Origin of the sequence: Labilibaculum antarcticum (assembly GCF_002356295.1) — a bacterium.
GTDB lineage: Bacteria > Bacteroidota > Bacteroidia > Bacteroidales > Marinifilaceae > Labilibaculum > Labilibaculum antarcticum.
The window spans coordinates 1,153,869-1,170,139 of the sequence record NZ_AP018042.1 but is presented as its reverse complement, the minus strand read 5'-3'; the positions used below and the strand labels follow the sequence as shown (position 1 = coordinate 1,170,139).

General features: G+C 34.6%; 12 protein-coding genes. 4 read left to right on the top strand and 8 right to left on the bottom strand.

The window, feature by feature from the left end:
* Window positions 1-128 precede the first annotated feature (128 nt).
* Complete coding sequence (locus tag ALGA_RS04295) at window positions 129-1,904, top strand: chloride channel protein (RefSeq protein WP_096428162.1); 1,776 nt, start codon at window positions 129-131, stop codon at window positions 1,902-1,904.
* 147 nt (window positions 1,905-2,051) lie between these two features.
* Here ALGA_RS04295 and ALGA_RS04290 read toward each other — a convergent pair whose 3' ends face one another.
* Together ALGA_RS04290 and ALGA_RS04285 are read right to left on the bottom strand one after the other, a co-directional pair.
* Window positions 2,052-2,558, bottom strand: coding sequence for a hypothetical protein (locus ALGA_RS04290; protein WP_096428161.1), 507 nt, complete (start codon window positions 2,556-2,558; stop codon window positions 2,052-2,054).
* Window positions 2,559-2,594: 36 nt separating this feature from the next.
* Window positions 2,595-3,077: a hypothetical protein gene (locus ALGA_RS04285; RefSeq protein ID WP_096428160.1), complete on the bottom strand. Its 483-nt coding sequence runs from the start codon at window positions 3,075-3,077 to the stop codon at window positions 2,595-2,597.
* A 432-nt stretch (window positions 3,078-3,509) separates the two neighbouring features.
* Here ALGA_RS04285 and glyA point away from each other — a divergent pair, with 432 nt between their 5' ends.
* On the top strand, window positions 3,510-4,790 hold the full coding sequence (glyA, locus tag ALGA_RS04280) for a serine hydroxymethyltransferase (RefSeq protein WP_096428159.1): 1,281 nt from the start codon (window positions 3,510-3,512) through the stop codon (window positions 4,788-4,790).
* A gap of 206 nt (window positions 4,791-4,996) precedes the next feature.
* Window positions 4,997-5,767: a sulfite exporter TauE/SafE family protein gene (locus ALGA_RS04275; protein ID WP_096428158.1), complete on the top strand. Its 771-nt coding sequence runs from the start codon at window positions 4,997-4,999 to the stop codon at window positions 5,765-5,767.
* Between the two features lies 1 nt (window position 5,768).
* Here the strand turns inward: ALGA_RS04275 and ALGA_RS04270 are convergent, their stop codons facing one another.
* The 5 genes from ALGA_RS04270 to ALGA_RS04250 all read right to left on the bottom strand — a co-directional run bounded on the left by ALGA_RS04270 (window position 5,769) and on the right by ALGA_RS04250 (window position 13,920).
* Window positions 5,769-6,722 (bottom strand): cell envelope integrity protein TolA, encoded by a 954-nt coding sequence (locus tag ALGA_RS04270; RefSeq protein ID WP_096428157.1) that lies wholly within the window; start codon window positions 6,720-6,722, stop codon window positions 5,769-5,771.
* A gap of 9 nt (window positions 6,723-6,731) precedes the next feature.
* Entirely contained in the window at window positions 6,732-7,124 is a 393-nt protein-coding gene (locus tag ALGA_RS04265) for an ExbD/TolR family protein (RefSeq protein WP_096428156.1), read from the bottom strand.
* Between the two features lie 7 nt (window positions 7,125-7,131).
* Window positions 7,132-7,842 (bottom strand): MotA/TolQ/ExbB proton channel family protein, encoded by a 711-nt coding sequence (locus tag ALGA_RS04260; RefSeq protein ID WP_096428155.1) that lies wholly within the window; start codon window positions 7,840-7,842, stop codon window positions 7,132-7,134.
* A gap of 121 nt (window positions 7,843-7,963) precedes the next feature.
* Window positions 7,964-9,352: a sodium:proton antiporter NhaD gene (gene nhaD / locus ALGA_RS04255; protein ID WP_096428154.1), complete on the bottom strand. Its 1,389-nt coding sequence runs from the start codon at window positions 9,350-9,352 to the stop codon at window positions 7,964-7,966.
* Window positions 9,353-9,519: 167 nt separating this feature from the next.
* Window positions 9,520-13,920: a translocation/assembly module TamB domain-containing protein gene (locus tag ALGA_RS04250; RefSeq protein ID WP_096428153.1), complete on the bottom strand. Its 4,401-nt coding sequence runs from the start codon at window positions 13,918-13,920 to the stop codon at window positions 9,520-9,522.
* Between the two features lie 190 nt (window positions 13,921-14,110).
* Between ALGA_RS04250 and tsaD the strand changes: the two genes are divergently transcribed.
* Complete coding sequence (gene tsaD, locus ALGA_RS04245) at window positions 14,111-15,133, top strand: tRNA (adenosine(37)-N6)-threonylcarbamoyltransferase complex transferase subunit TsaD (RefSeq protein WP_096428152.1); 1,023 nt, start codon at window positions 14,111-14,113, stop codon at window positions 15,131-15,133.
* 559 nt (window positions 15,134-15,692) lie between these two features.
* On the opposite strand, the gene ALGA_RS04235 is transcribed toward tsaD, so the two are convergent.
* Window positions 15,693-16,235 carry a class IV adenylate cyclase gene (locus ALGA_RS04235; protein ID WP_096428150.1) on the bottom strand — a complete coding sequence of 181 codons (543 nt, stop codon included), beginning with the start codon at window positions 16,233-16,235 and terminating at the stop codon, window positions 15,693-15,695.
* Window positions 16,236-16,271: the final 36 nt, after the last annotated feature.

Sequence of the window (16,271 nt, the reverse complement as noted above, 5' to 3'; positions counted from 1 at the left end):
CCCATTTTGCAATTGTAAAATGGGTTTTTATTTGGTGATAATTGATGCCGAAATTGAATGATTTCAATAATACAGCTTTCCTTTTAACATTCAATTGATTAAATTAGGAGTTAAACCATATAAATTTCATGATCGGAAACACGCGTTGGCGTCGATTTCTAATATGGAGACTTCGTCATATCAACAACCAAAGCTTTATTTTAATTCTGAGCGTACTTATTGGTATTGCTTCAGGAATGACAGCGCTTGTTTTGAAGACAGCAGTTTATCGTGGAAGGGAATTTTTATTGGAAGGAATCAATTGGAGTTATCAGAATTATCTATTTTTTCTGTATCCGATGATCGGTGTTGGTCTTACCTTAGTATTTAAAAAGTACATCATTCGTGATCTTGCGAAACACAATGTTACATCGCTGTTACATGCAATATCAAAGAGAAGTAGTATTGTGAAATTTCACAAAACCTATTCGTCTATTATTGGTTCGATTATCACTGCAGGATTTGGGGGTAGTATTGGTTTGGAGTCTCCTATTATTTCTTCGGGAGCAGCGATTGGGTCTAATATGGGTCGTAATTTTCATTTAAATTATAAGGAGATTACTTTGATGTTGGCTTGTGGTGCATCTGGAGCCATTGCAGCTATTTTTAATACTCCAATTGCTGCAATTGTTTTTGCACTGGAAGTATTACTGATTGATTTATCCAGATTCTCATTGATTCCCTTATTAATGGCTTCGGTAAGTGGCGCAATTACCACGAAGCTATTTTTAGATGAGAATATATTGATTGAGTTTACGATTATTCACCCTTTTGAGATAAGCGATATTCCATTCTTTATTTTATTGGGTATTTTGTCTGGATTAGTTTCTGTTTACTTCAGCCGAACATTTCTTTGGATCGAAAGCCGATTCGAACAGATTAAATTTCTAAGAAACAGAATGCTGATTGGAGGAATCTCTTTAGGAATACTTATTTTTTATTTCCCCGCTTTGTATGGTGAAGGTTATAATATAGTAAAGGCTTTAATGGGAGGTGACCTGCAAGAGGTGTTTCAATCGAGTTTGTTAGAAAATTATACTCATGTTTGGTATGTCGTGATTCTATTTATTGGAGCTTTGGTTATTTTTAAAGTAATTGCTGCATCAATAACTTTGGGAGCAGGTGGAATTGGGGGAATATTTGCACCTGCTGTATTTACCGGAGCAATGTTAGGTTTCCTGTTCGTATTTGTTTACAACCATTTTCAATGGGGAGAACCTCTTTCCGAAAGCAATTTTACACTGGTTGGTATGGCCAGTGTTTTAGGGGGAGTATTGCATGCACCATTAACCGGAATTTTTCTGATTGCAGAAATTACCAGAGGATACGAGTTAATTGTTCCATTGATGCTCTCAACTACTATTTCTTTTATTACAGCGAAGAGTTTTCAAAAGGAATCAATTATCACAGCGCAATTGGCAAAAAGAGGAGAGTTGATTACTCACAATAAGGATCTTGCCGTTTTACGATTTATGCAGCTTTCAAAAGTGATAGAAACGGATTTATTAACCATTTTAGAAGATAAGAATTTAGGAGAATTAGTGAAAGTGATATCTAAATCGAAAAGAAATATATTTCCAGTACTTACCGAGGAAGGTTATTTAATTGGAATCATTCTGCTCGATCAGGTTCGTGAAATCATGTTCAACGATGAAATGTACTCGACACCAATAAGCAGCTTCATGATTATGCCTCCCGCCTCAATTTCCTTAACCGATTCTATGGAGAGGGTATTAAGCAAATTTACGGAGACAGGAGCATGGAATCTACCTGTTTTGGATAAAGGTAAGTATGTAGGATTCGTGTCAAAATCCAAATTGTTTTCTGCTTACCGGCAGCATTTGGTTGAGATCACTGCCGATTAGTATCTGGATACTAAAGGAATTTTACTTGTATTCGTGTTTACAAATTGATGGATTTGCCTTTTTTTATTCCGAGTTAAAAGATTTTAAAAAGTATCAAAAAAGCCACCCGAATGGAGTGGCTTATTTATTTTTATCTAAATGGATTTACTATTCCATGTGTTTTAGATTTAAAGCATAAAGAATAATAAATAGGACTGTAAATCCACCTCCAATCATGGTTAAGAACATTGTTGCATCAAAATCAATTAGAGCTAAAGGCACTAGTAAAGCAAATAGATTAGCTACTAAATAAAGATAAAAACCATTTCTCTTTAGTTTGAACATCAGGAAAACGCCGATTAAACTTAGTAATGCAAAAAAACAAGTAGCACCTGTAATTGTTCCAAGATCTTGTGATTTTTTTTCTAAAATAATAAGATTGTTTTCAGTAAATTCATACATAAAACCGGAATCCATTCCTGCATCACTCATATTTTCTAAACCAGTAGACATTTGTTCATAGGTTGTTTGATATGTACTTTCAAATGTCGCATATTCATAAATAGGGGCTAATAATCCAAAACCTCCACTACCTATAAAAGATAGGATACAAAGAACTGTTAAGAAAGTTGGTCTTTTTTTAGGAGCTTCGATAGTTGTTACATTTTCTTCCATAATTAGTTTGGTTTTTTAGGGATTTAGAAATATTAATTAATTCATTTTTTTAAGGTTGATAGCATAAAGGGCAATAAACAAGATGGTAAATACACTTCCGAACATCATTCCGATATTCACAAATAGGTTAAATCCGATAAATGCGGGAGTTACAAAAAGGAGTAATACCTGAGCTGCTGTGTAAATGTAAAACCCGTTTTTCTTTAATTGGAACATCAGAATGGCACCAGTTAGGCTGGCCGCATACAATATGAATTGAGTCAGGGAAATTTCAAAAATATGCTCGATCCCTTTCTGAGCTATTTCAAAAGCTTGTTCAACAAACTTCCTGGCAAACTCATCATCGACATTGTCCAATGCAGTTTCGAAGAACTCAGGATTAAGAAAGTTCTTTATTGGGGACATAATCATTCCAAAGATGTTGTTTAAAACACCAAATCCACTTCCTATAAAAGTAAGAATGCACAAGGCTGTTAATAGTCCGGGTCTTTCTTTTGGGTTTGTTTCTATAATTTCCATTTGTTAGCTTTTTGGGTTATTCTCAATGTTAAATTTACAATAAATGATTTACCTAGTAAAATGAATATGTAGAATTTAGATTTTATGTCTTAATTGAAAGGTGAGTTGTGATTTTTACAGGATGATTATTGCTTTTTTTGTCTCATCAACTTTCTAAGTTTGGTATAAGCTTAGGTATTTGGAAAGATCTTCTTTCTATATGCTTTATAAATATTCATTTAAGGATGAATAATCCAACAAATAATTTTTTTAATATGCCGATTTGTCTAATTTTGGATTTGCACTTTTTAGGAGTATATAATTATTATTTTTTAGAGGTGCATCATCTTTTCAAGGGGGAATAAATACTTTATCAATAGGGAATTATATTCCTTTTAAACACTAACAACTCATTAATTCATTTCGAGTAATTTCGGAAAAAGACAAACAACAATGGAAAGAGATATTCAAATTTTCGACCTTATTGATCAGGAATACCTACGTCAAAAGAATGGTATTGAATTAATTGCTTCTGAGAACTTCGTGAGTCAGCAAGTAATGGACGCAATGGGCTCATGCCTAACAAATAAATATGCTGAAGGATATCCAGGTAAGAGATACTATGGTGGATGTCAGATTGTAGATCAGACAGAACAATTGGCTATTGACAGAGCGTGTGAATTATTTGGTGCAGAATATGCTAATGTGCAACCTCATTCGGGAGCTCAGGCAAATGCAGCTGTTTTTTATGCTTGTTTGCAACCAGGTGATACTTTCTTAGGATTGGATTTGTCGCACGGTGGTCACTTATCACACGGATCACCTGTAAACCTTTCTGGTACTTTGTATAATCCTGTTGCATATCATGTAAAAGAGGAAACAGGAACAGTAGATTACGATGAGTTAGAGCAATTGGCTATAGAAAACAAGCCTAAGATGATTGTTGCTGGAGCGTCTGCTTACTCCCGCGATTGGGATTTTGTTCGTTTGCGCGAAATCGCCGACAAGGTAGGCTGTTTGCTTATGGCTGATATTGCTCACCCTGCAGGATTAATCGCAAAGGGATTGTTGAGTAATCCGGTTCCTTACTGTCATATTGTTACTACTACCACTCATAAAACGCTTCGCGGACCACGTGGAGGTTTGATCATTATGGGAAAAGATTTTGAGAACCCATGGGGACAAACAACACCAAAAGGTGAAATTAAAATGATGTCTCAGGTTATAAATTTTGCTGTTTTCCCAGGACAACAAGGAGGACCACTTGAGCATATTATTGCTGCTAAAGCGGTTGCTTTTGGAGAAGCTTTAACAGATTCATTCAAGCAGTATGCGGTTCAAATGCAAAAAAATGCAAAGGTAATGGCGGCTGAATTTATGCGTTTGGGATATAAAGTTATTTCTGATGGAACTGATAACCATTCAATGTTGGTTGATCTTCGTTCTAAATTTCCTGAAATTTCGGGTAAGAAAGTAGAGAATGTATTAGTGAAGGCAGATATTACCATTAATAAAAATATGGTTCCATTTGATACCCGTTCGCCATTTGCTACATCTGGTTTACGTGTTGGAACTCCGGCAATCACAACTCGTGGTTTAAAGGAGGAGCATATGCCGGTTATCGTTCAAATGATTGATGAGGTAATTAGTAATATTGAAAACGAGGAAGTAATTGCTTCTGTTCGCGAGCGTGTAAACGAAATGATGTGTGAACGTCCTATGTTTGCTTACTAAACCAATTTATAAAATACGAGTTGAAAGAGGAGGAATTATTTCTCCTCTTTTTTTGTTCTATAATAAGTAAGGTGCTTTACTTTTATTGATTTTGTAATGCCTGTACAACATGTTGTTTGAATTCAATTCCCAGAAATCTTTTGTTTTTAAACATATTTCGATTCAATTTTTATCTTTAGTTTACGCATCTAAAAAAAGATGAAATTATGGAATGGTATTATTATGTTTTGGTTGTATTAGTAGGCGTTTTTGCTGGGTTTCTAAATACGCTGGCAGGTAGTGGATCAATAATTAGCTTGTCTCTGTTGATGTTTATGGGACTTCCTGCAAATGTCGCAAATGGAACCAATAGAATTGCTATATTATTGCAGAATATGGTTGGAGTTAGCAGCTTTAAAAAGCAAAAGGTATTTTCCTTTAAAGAAGGGATATGGCTTGCACTTCCAGCTATTGTCGGATCTGTAATTGGAGCAAGCCTGGCCGTGGAAATCAATGAGGCTATGATGGAGAAAACGATTGGAGCTTTGCTCATATTCTTGTTTTTCATTGTGCTTTACAAACCAGATGCTTGGGTGAAAGGACAAGCTGGTTTAATCCGATCTAAACCAAGTATAGTACAAGTTATAATTTTCTTTTTTATTGGATTGTATGGCGGTTTTATACAAGCTGGAGTCGGGTTCTTTCTTCTTTCAGGTTTGGTGCTTGGTGCTGGTTTTGATCTTGTAAAAGCGAATGCAATTAAAGCGTTTATTATCCTTCTTTATACTATATTTGCCTTAGGCATTTTTATTATGAACGATCAGATCGATTATAAGATTGGTTTTATTCTTGCTGCAGGAAATATGATTGGAGCTTATATTGCCGCTAATTTTGCTGTTAGTTTAGGAGCTAAATTTGTACGTTATATTCTTCTGGCGGTAATTATTTTTGCCTCTCTCAAGTTTCTTGGAGTCTACGAAATGCTTGGATTGATTTAAATCAATCCAATTGAAAATGATAGGTGATTGAACCCTGTTGAAACGCAGAAGCTTTTGGGTCAGAATTGAAAATGGCTTTCATTGCGGCCTTTCTGGCGGCCTCAAATAGGGTAGAGTTACTGGTTGTAGAACCCGGCATTCCTGGTCTTGCATTTACTACTTTACCATTTCGGTCAACAGTTATTTCCACCACAACTTTTCCGCTTTCTTGTAAGTTGTATTGTGGCTTAGGTATAGATATCGAGTTTCGGCCTTGTAAATCGTAGGAAACGCCTTTATTTCCTAATCCTGAACCATTGTAATTATCAGAGTCGGGAGATCCGTTTGGAGAACCTTGATTGCCCGATGGAAATGTTTTGCCCTGAGATGAATTTGTAGAAGTTCCCTGACCAAAAACATTTTTTGCTTTGTTGTTGATGTTGGTAATTTTCGCCTGCCTTTCTGCTTCTTCTTTTCTAAGTTTTTCAATTTCAGCCAAACGTTGTCTTTCAGCTTCTGCCTCTTGTTGCTGCTTTATTTCTTCCTGACGCTTCTTCTCAATTTGAATTTTCTTCAGGCGGTCCTGTTCAGCTTTTATTTTTTTATTTTTCTCAATTTCAGCCTTTTTTTTAGCGATCTCCTCTGCTGATGGAATCGCAGGAGCATCTTCGCTATCCTGTGTAAGAATTTTTTCGTTGGCTGAGCTAGTTGTTTTTTCAGGTTCCGATTGAGTTATTTGTGGTTTTGGTTTTTCTGCAGGCTTAGAAACAGCAGTAACTGCTGTGTTCGATTTGGAAGGAGCAGGATCTTCTTTTCCTAATCCTTGATCTGTATTCCCAAAATTAACTAAAATGCCTTCTTCTTCAGGCAATGGAAGTGGCGTATGAAAGCCTAAATAAAATAGTAAGGCAAGTAATCCAACATGGAAAAATATTGTCCCCACAAATCCAATTCGCTTACCTTTTGAATTGCTCATTTAATAAAATTATTTAGCTCTTGTAGCCAATATTAACTTGTACTTATTGTTTTTAGCGATATTCATTACTTTAACCACTTGTTCCATAGGTACGGATTTGTCAACGTGCAAGGAGATAGTTGGATCTTCCTCTCTGGCCAAACGTTTTTGCAGACGATTTTCCAATTGTGAAAACGGAACAGGTATCATTTCAATAAAAAAGTTGAATTTTTTATCGATAGAAACTGTAGTTATCGGTTTTGCCGCCGTTTGATTCTTACTTTTAGGCAGAAGTAATTTTAGTGCATTGGGAGCGATAAGAGTTGATGTTACCATAAAAAATATGAGCAACAAGAACACAATATCTGTCATCGATGACATACTAAAATTAGGATTTACCTTATTTCTGGATTTTAATGCCATTTGATAATTACTTAATTGGTTCGTTCAATAAATCCATAAATTCGGTAGTGGTTGCTTCCATCGTGAAAACGACTTTTTCAACTTTTGCCACCAAAATATTATACGCAAAATAAGCGATTATCCCTACAATAAGACCTGCAACTGTTGTTACCATTGCTGTATATATACCGTGCGATAGGAGAGAAACATCAATGTTGTTACCTGCAGTCGACATATCGTAAAAAGCCTGAATCATACCCATAACTGTTCCAAGGAATCCAATCATTGGAGCCGCACCAGCAACAGTTGCAAGTGTAGGGAGGTTTTTTTCAAGCTTAGAGACCTCTAGATTACCAATGTTTTCAATAGCGGCATTAACATCATTTAATGGTCGTCCGATCCGCTTAATTCCTTTCGAAATCATTTTTGATACAGGAGTATCATTCGACTCACAAAGAGCTAATGCGGAATCCATTTTCCCTTCATGAATGTAATCGCTTATTCTATTCATAAAATTTGAATCTACCTTTGTGGCTTTTCGAATTGCGTAGAATCTTTCGAAAAAGATGTACATGGCAATAGCCGATAGTGCGATAATGGGAACCATAATCCATCCTCCTTTAAAGGCTAGATCAATAAAATTAAGAGAAATTTCGGTGGCTTCCGCTCCTTGTCCTTCAAGTAAGGCTTCATTTTGTGCCGCCGTTTGAATCCCAGCTAAAATCAAAAGATAATTCATATTTACTATTTTCAAGTTAAATCTTACACATAAAAAAACGAGATATAATACAGAATATTATATCTCGCTAAATTAATATTATTGTTTTTGATATATCATACAAAAACAGGAAATTCTAAATTTAATGCAATAAGACTGCTTCAAGATAGTAAACTCCAGCACCAGCAAGGTATCCGGCTAAAGCAAGAAGTGAAATATTTTTCATATACCAGATGAAATCAATTTTTTCCATACCCATTGCAGCAACACCGGCAGCAGATCCAATAATCAAGATACTTCCTCCTGTACCAGCACAATATGCTAAGAACTCCCAGAATAAACCATCTTGTACAAAATTGGCTGCGTAACCAACAGCTCCAGCGGCTTCGATAGAATACATTCCCATAGCACCTGCTACTAAAGGTACATTGTCTACAATCGATGAAAGTACTCCAATAATTAGATTAATGATGTAGATGTTATGAATGTTTTCATCCATATATCTGGCTAGAATATCCAAATGCCCTGCCGATTGTAAACTGGATACGGCTGACAATATACCTAAAAAGAAAAGTACGGTTGGCACATCAACTTTTTTCAAAATACCAGTTACCATTAAACGTCTTTTGGACTCATCTCCCTTGTTCCTGTGCATAAGTTCTGTAACAACCCATATTACTCCCAAACCAAATAGCATTCCAAGGTAAGGAGGAAGATGAGTAACTGTTTTAAATACAGGAACAAATAATAAGGCTGACACACCTAGACAAAGAATGAAAATTTGTTCCTTATGGGTAGTGTATTCTTTTTCATCTCCATTTGTAGTGGTAGGACGCGTAATGTTTCCTTTCATCCAGAAGGAAACGATACCTAATGGAACAAGCATTGTAAACAAAGAAGGTAGGAATACTCCGGTGATGATTTTTAAAGTTGTTACTTGTCCGCCAATCCAAAGCATAATTGTGGTAACATCACCAATTGGCGACCATGCCCCTCCAGCATTAGCAGCTAATACAACCATAGAGGCAAAAAACCATCGATCTTCCTTTGCATCAATTAATTTTCGGATCAAAGCTACCATTACGATAGTCGTAGTAAGATTATCCAGAGCCGCAGACATGAAAAAGGTTAAAATGCTGAGTATCCAAAGAAGTTTTATCTTATTGGTTGTTTTGATCTTATCTGTGATAATTTTAAACCCTTGGTGTTGATCAACAATTTCAACAATAGTCATTGCTCCTAAAAGGAAGAATAGAATTGTAGAAATCTCAGATAAGTGATGTAAAACCTCGTGATGGGTTATGAAATCAAGCATTCCCTCATGAGAATCTGCACTTGGGTTTAATGCAACATATTCGTTCCAAGCTCTACTAACACCTGATGAAAGAATATCAACTCCTCCAAATACGTAAAGAGTCCAGGTTAAAACTCCGATTAATAGAGCAGGAGCTGCTTTGTCAATTTTTAGTGGATGTTCCAGTGCGATAGCCGCATAACCGAGAACAAAGACCACAACCATTAATGTAAACATAGTAATAGATTATTTTTGAATGAATTAATTTTTATTAGAAGGATACTAATATAACAATATTTGCTAACCAATATCCTTGGCAATTAAAGAAAAAAACCTCTAATTAATTCTGCTTAAAAACATCGAATGTGGTATTTTAGAATACTTCTTTTACTGATAACGGCTAGTTATTTTTTTTTATCTTTATTTGATTTGAGGAAATTGAGGTATCTTTTCATTAATCCCGAAAAGGTGTTGAAGTCTTCTTTGTAAAAAATACCGATTCCTTGGGTATTTCTCGTCTCCTCGTACACTAAATATTCATTTGAACGAGTGAAAGCTTTGAGTTGTAACTTTCCTTTCTTGTCCAATCTAAAGTTTACATCAACATCACCAATAATATCATTATTGCTGGTCTGACTATTTCCAGTACCTATATTTCCATTGATAGTTATTCTGTCGTCAAAAACCTGTGTGGAAAGAGCCAGGTCAATTTCATCGCTGGTCAGGTTGTCACCTGGTCGGTAGCTTACACCAATATCAAAATCGTTACTGATTTTACTAAGCCAGTTTGATAATTGATTGGAAAGCATTTCGCTTGCAGTGACTCCAACGGCATAACTTGAATTTTTATTCTCAAAATCAGGATCTGTTGATCGAAGGTACTCGGGAGTAAAAAATCGGTTTAAAACAAGTAAGGATAGAATTTGTTTATTCATCTCATCTTCAGTCGAAAATAGTCCTTCCAGAATGCTTTGTGTTTGCTGATCTAAAGTAGGAAAATTAATATCAAATCGAATAAGTGGATTTTCAAGATTTTGACTTAGGTTCATATTGCATTCAACGGGTACCTTCTTGGTATTATCTATGTATGGAGTATTTAAAAGAAGATCGTATAAGGTTGTTTTAACACTGTAAACGGCATTAATATTAATGGTTGCGTTGTATGGATCACCATTCCATTTAATGTTTCCTCCGTTTGATAAATCAAACTTTTTATTAATAACATTCTGCAAGGTGAAAAGATAACTTCCTGTTTTAATTGTATAATCTCCAAATATTTTAAAATCACCTTTGGTATCGATTTGTAATTTTAAATTTCCTTCTCCTTTGGCTTTTAGTACATCCCCAATTTTTGAGTCGAAAATAATTTGAACCTCAGTTTCCGGAGTAATCTCCAAATCGCAATTTAGTCGGATACCGGATAGATCAATTTTGTATTCTTCTTCCTCTAAATTCGCATCGTCGTTATGATTTGAATGAACAAAAGTGATGAAATTACTTTCTTCAATATCTCCACTGTTGTTAAGAGGAACATATAATCTGGTGTTTTTATCTGTTTTTGCCCTAACCTCAATATCCAAATCATTCACCGGACCAAAGAGTGTTGTAATTCCGGTAACGTAGGCTTGACCGTAAAAAAGTTCGTTATCAGTTATTTTCGTATTTAGAATATTAAAAGAAAGAGCATTTACAGCAAGGTCTAAATTAAAGTTTTTGAATTGATTGTGAGAAATCACGCCATAAATACTCGCGGAGTTATTATCTGAATCGATTAGTTTAAATTGGTTAAACTGTAATTCTGAGGGTGTTATTTTAATGCTGTCATTACAGGAATAGGTTGTTTGGAGCTCGTTTATTTTGAAACTTGCATTTTCTAATTTAAGAAAACCTGTTGATTTTGGTTTACTGGATGAACCTTCTATATGTACATGACCAGAGGCATTACCTGTTATGTTGGAAATATTTTCTTGCAAGTAAGGATTTAATAGTCCCAGACGCATTTTATCAATGTTTATATCCATGTTTAAGGAATCCAACCCAGGGTAATAACTTCCTTGTAAATCCAGCTCTTTGCGAGAGTTGTAGTCAGTGTAGGATGAGAATGAGAGTTTTTTGTCGAATTTATCCCAATTACTAAGCAGGTAGAAGTTGCCTAAAGTATCATTATTTAGAACAAGGTTTTCCAGCATTAGGTCAGAGTTGGATAATCGATCACCATAAAAGTCAGAAACTTGAACGTAGCCCCGAACTATCCCATCAATTCCAATGTTCTGTTCTCGGGTTAAATCATTTAAATTCTTTAAGCTAATGTTCTGAATTTGAAAATTAATGCTGTCGCTTGGATTGGATGAAATCTTACCATCTAAACCAAAGTATTGATTCTCTCTACTGATTCTAAAATTATCAATAGCAAAACTTGTGCTGTCAATAACCAGTTTGGATTGCTGAATAGACCAAATACTATCAGCCATGATTAAACTACTCGGGAGTAGATTAATATCCCAAACAGGATTGTTTGATTCTTTCGACTTTTTTACACTCGCCTTGGCGGTAATAAAACCACTATAGGTAACCGGATCCCAGTTATTCCAGAGCAGGTCTAAACTAATATTATTATTACAGGCAGTAATTTTTTCCGATAGATTGTATAATCTAAAATTATCCGAAAAGCTAAATTTATTTGTACGTCCTTTTATAACAAGCTCTTTATCATCGGTAGTAAGATCTAATTTGAGTTCTTCAAATGATTTGTCCTGTATACTTAGAAGTGGTGAATTAAAATGCATTTCGATTAATTGCTCTTTTGCATTTAAATTTCCTGTTAAGCTAGTATTTGGAGCCAATTTAATATCTGGATACAGGAGCTTTGTAATGGGTTCTGTTTCTTTTAAATTTATTGAGAAATTAAAATTATTTGTACTGTCGGTATTCACAAATTCTTTTTCTGGTGCGTAGGCTGGGAAATAAACATAGGCCATATTCGCAACCGATGAAATTAATTGGGCAACTTCATAATTCCCTTCTATTTTAGCATCAGAAATATCAGAGTTTACTGTTAGTCTTTTAAAAGCAGGAGAGGAAAATGAGTTGATGGTAAATTTGTTGAGTGTAAATTCCCCTAAACTATTTTTATATTCTGTATTTGTAATTTCAATGATACCATTTGCATTATCAAATCCTTTTCCTTCAAAATTAGCATCAATAGATAAACTAAGTTCTGATTTAGGCTCTTTTGTGTTTAAGTGCAGCGGGTAGAGTTTTGCATTACGAAGATGAGAACTAAATTTCATGCTTGGCATTTCTTTTGAAAAGTCAATGTTTCCGGTAAAATCAAATCCTATATTAGGATCTTCAATAGAAATTTGTCCATCAAATCGTGAATTAGCAAAGAATCCATCTAGTGCAAGGTTTTTATATTCGTAATCGTAAAAATCTACTTTACTAATATTACCTTTCATTACACCTTGGGTAGAATTAGTTTCGGTAGATCCGTTTACTTTAACATTTAAGGATACATTACCGACCTTTTCCTGATCAATAAAGCCTCCTAAATCAAAATTATCTGCTTTAAGGTCTCCTTTAAAGTCTAATTTGCTGGTTCCAGGAATAGGCTTAAAGAGAATATCTGTTTCTAATTTTCCTAATTCGGTTTCAAAATCACCATAAAAAACGAAGTCATTAATAAATCCATTAAATTGTCCATTATAATGTATCAAACCTAAGTTGTTGAAGTAATCAGGCAAGTTAAAGTATTCCTTTTCATAACCCGGGATATAAACTTTTTCGACATCAGCAATCGTTGTTGTGAGTTCCTCAAAATCCGCCTCTAGATAAGCATCTTTTATGTAGGGGAGTCCATTCATGTAAAATTTCCCTTTAAGCACTGTGTTGGCCCCATAAATAATGTCAATATCACGACCTCTTAAATCAACAATAGTACCATAAATATGGCCGGAAATAAATCCTGTCTCCCTAAATCCCTCAAGTACATCATTAAAATAGGCAACATCTAAAAAACTTATGCGAGAGGATGTAATTTGAAAATCCAATTTCATTTTTTTAGTGAAATTCTGCCAGTATTGTTTGCCCGATTCGTAGTCGAAGTACAGATGTTCAGCCTCTAATTTACTGTTCGGGGCTGTAATATTGACATCTTTTAATCCCCATTGATGATTCGTGATCCATGTTCTGGCTTTAAAATCAATAATTTGAAAGCCAGATTTTTCAATACAACTCATGTGTTGAACCTGAAAATCAACAGAATCACCAACTATTTGGATGTCTCGGGCTTGAAGGTTAAGTTTTGAAACATAAATGTGGTTATAATTCATGCCAAATTCTTGTGGAATCGTATCAGGTGCGCTATATCCAAATTGGGAATTAATGAGATCAATATTAGCCACTGAAATTCCCCACGGTTTTTGAACTGTGCCAGTTCTTGTCTTCTTGGCACCCCTATTTGATAGTGAATCTAAAAAAACATCATAGTTAAACAATCTGTTTTCATCTTCATTAAGATTTACATAAGCTCTTTCTAAAGTAAGTTTGTTGATATAAATCTTTTGACGTTTTAAGCTGAAGGAATCAATTTTTGCTGTTAAGTTTCCAACATAAACAAGAGTGTCTTTTTGATAATCTTCAATATATAAACCTTTTAGTATAATGCTCTTGAAGGGGGATATGTTTACGCCTTTAATAGTAATTGGAGTGTTGGTTAATTCAGACAGATATTTTGCAACTTTTTGGCTCGCGTAGGTTTGAACCCGGCTATTCAAAAATACCAAATAGGTCAATATGGGTATCATAATGATAACCACTAGTGTCCAAATTGATATTTTGAGAAATTTTTTGATAATTTTGCTTTTTTATGAGTTGCACAAAATTAGCTAAAAAGTAGAAGAATATTACACCTATTATTGTGTTTGCAGTGTTTTTTGATTTTTTTAACTTTTTTGGTGTGTAAAGGCATTTTTATTCTGATTTAAATTAAAATTAATGAGTATAACCATATTAGGAATTGAGTCATCTTGCGATGATACTTCAGCGTCAGTATTAAGGGATGGAGTAATTTATTCAAATATCACAGCTAACCAAGATGTGCATATGGATTATGGCGGAGTTGTTCCAGAGTTAGCTTCCAGAGCTCATCAACAAAATATAATTCCTGTTGTGCATCAAGCAATGCTTAAAGCTGGAGTTACAGCAGATGAAATTGACGCCGTTGCTTTTACTCGGGGGCCGGGTTTAATGGGATCATTGATGGTTGGAACTTCTTTTGCTAAAGGTTTTGCCCTTTCTAAAAATATTCCATTAATTGAAGTGAATCATCTACAGGCACATATACTTGCCCATTTTATTGATGATCTGAACAGCAAGTATGATCATCCTGGTTTTCCGTTTTTGGCTTTATTGGTATCCGGAGGTAATTCTCAGATAATTGTGGTTAAAGATCATTTAGAGATGGAAGTAATTGGTGAAACCATTGATGATGCGGCGGGTGAGGCTTTTGATAAATGTGCAAAAGTGATGGGCTTGCCGTATCCTGGAGGCCCAATAATTGATCGAAATGCAAAATTGGGTAATCCGCTTGCTTTTGAATTTAGCCGTCCCAGAATTCAGGGATTAAACTATAGTTTCAGTGGCCTTAAAACGTCATTTTTATATTTTGTTCGTGACAGGATAAAAGAAAATCCGAATTTTATTGAAGAAAACATGAATGATTTGTGCGCCTCGTTGCAATACACCATTGTTGATGTTTTAATGAACAAAGTTAAAAAAGCAGCAAAAGAAACCGGGATTAAGCAAGTTGCAATTGCCGGGGGAGTCTCGGCCAACTCTGGCTTGCAAAATGCATTGAAAGAAGCTGCTGATAAGTTTAGATGGAAAGTTTTCATTCCTCAATTGGGATATTCTCTCGATAATGCCGCAATGATTGCCATTACGGGATATTTTAAATATCTGAAAAATGAATTTATTGAACAAGATGCGGCTCCTTTTGCAAGGATGACCATTAAATAATAAACAGAAAACGGAAGAAATAAAAGTCTTCCGCTTTTTATACATTCAAATAGTTTTTCAATATCGTGATTGCATTCTCGCTAAAACAACAGAGATTGACAGGTATGATTTCTTTACTTTTTAGTACAATTATTAGTTTGTGATCTGTAATTGTAAAATCTTTTATATCCTTTAAATAGATTTTTATTTTTTTCTTTCCCCAACCTGTTTTATAGGTTAATTTTCTTGCGTTAATAGTTAAATATTCTTTAGGATATAGGAATTTACAACCTAAGAGTAACCCAATAAAATAAAGTGAGCCGATTATAAAAACAAATAGAAGATATTCACTAAAAGGAAAGAAGTCTAGATAGTTGATGAAAACATAAAACAAAGCGGCGCAAATCAAAAAAGAAATTCCTAAGGCAAGTTGGATTCCTTTCGATTCGTTATTGTTAATTTTATGGTCTCGTATATCAAATTCAAACTGCAGCATCAATACCTAGCTTTAATTTTCTATTTTAAAGTTAGTGAATAGTTAGAATATATATGTAAAAAAACACTCCTGATTCCAGATTATTTATTCATCAACCAAAATCTGACTAAAGAGGTTATTTCGTTGCAACAGATCAGAGTACGATTCTGAAATTAAATCTTTTGCGTTGATTTCTAGTTCTTTAATGTATTGATTGCATTGTTTATGCAGTTTTTCAATAGAAATACAATTAGCACTGTCCATAGCTTTAACTTCAACAAAATCGCCCAATCCATCAACTGTATCAATGTGGAAAATTACATTATCAAGAAAGTAATTTTCTCTCGTTTTAACGACTACACATGCTTTGCCTACGGTCTTTTCAAGAATTTCTTTTAAGGTAGAATTGAGTGTTGTGGGATAGATGTTAACCTTACTTTCTTTAGCGCCTTTTTTGTCTTCTCTAATGTAATGAATAAGATTATTCTCATTGTTTTCTTCTCTAAACATGAGTATGCCTGATTTAGAATGAAAATAAGTGTCTGTTTGTTGATAGTTACCATTGCTTTTGGCACCAATTGATAGGAGTATTTTTCTGATTTTCTCCTTGTTCTTACAGTATGCTTTAAGCTCGATGTTAGTTAGCATTTTCTTTAAAATTAGTAGGGGCGAAAGTTCGGAAAA

Bases quoted from the DNA above. Each gene is read 5' to 3' on its own strand.
- ALGA_RS04265 (WP_096428156.1), bottom strand. From the start codon at position 7,124: ATGGCATTAAAATCCAGAAATAAGGTAAATCCTAATTTTAGTATGTCA.
- ALGA_RS04260 (WP_096428155.1), bottom strand. From the start codon at position 7,842: ATGAATTATCTTTTGATTTTAGCTGGGATTCAAACGGCGGCACAAAAT.
- ALGA_RS04235 (WP_096428150.1), bottom strand. From the start codon at position 16,235: ATGCTAACTAACATCGAGCTTAAAGCATACTGTAAGAACAAGGAGAAA.
- ALGA_RS04270 (WP_096428157.1), bottom strand. From the start codon at position 6,722: ATGAGCAATTCAAAAGGTAAGCGAATTGGATTTGTGGGGACAATATTT.
- ALGA_RS04295 (WP_096428162.1), top strand. From the start codon at position 129: ATGATCGGAAACACGCGTTGGCGTCGATTTCTAATATGGAGACTTCGT.
- ALGA_RS04275 (WP_096428158.1), top strand. From the start codon at position 4,997: ATGGAATGGTATTATTATGTTTTGGTTGTATTAGTAGGCGTTTTTGCT.
- tsaD (WP_096428152.1), top strand. From the start codon at position 14,111: ATGAGTATAACCATATTAGGAATTGAGTCATCTTGCGATGATACTTCA.
- ALGA_RS04285 (WP_096428160.1), bottom strand. From the start codon at position 3,077: ATGGAAATTATAGAAACAAACCCAAAAGAAAGACCCGGACTATTAACA.
- ALGA_RS04250 (WP_096428153.1), bottom strand. From the start codon at position 13,920: ATGATACCCATATTGACCTATTTGGTATTTTTGAATAGCCGGGTTCAA.
- glyA (WP_096428159.1), top strand. From the start codon at position 3,510: ATGGAAAGAGATATTCAAATTTTCGACCTTATTGATCAGGAATACCTA.
- ALGA_RS04290 (WP_096428161.1), bottom strand. From the start codon at position 2,558: ATGGAAGAAAATGTAACAACTATCGAAGCTCCTAAAAAAAGACCAACT.
- nhaD (WP_096428154.1), bottom strand. From the start codon at position 9,352: ATGTTTACATTAATGGTTGTGGTCTTTGTTCTCGGTTATGCGGCTATC.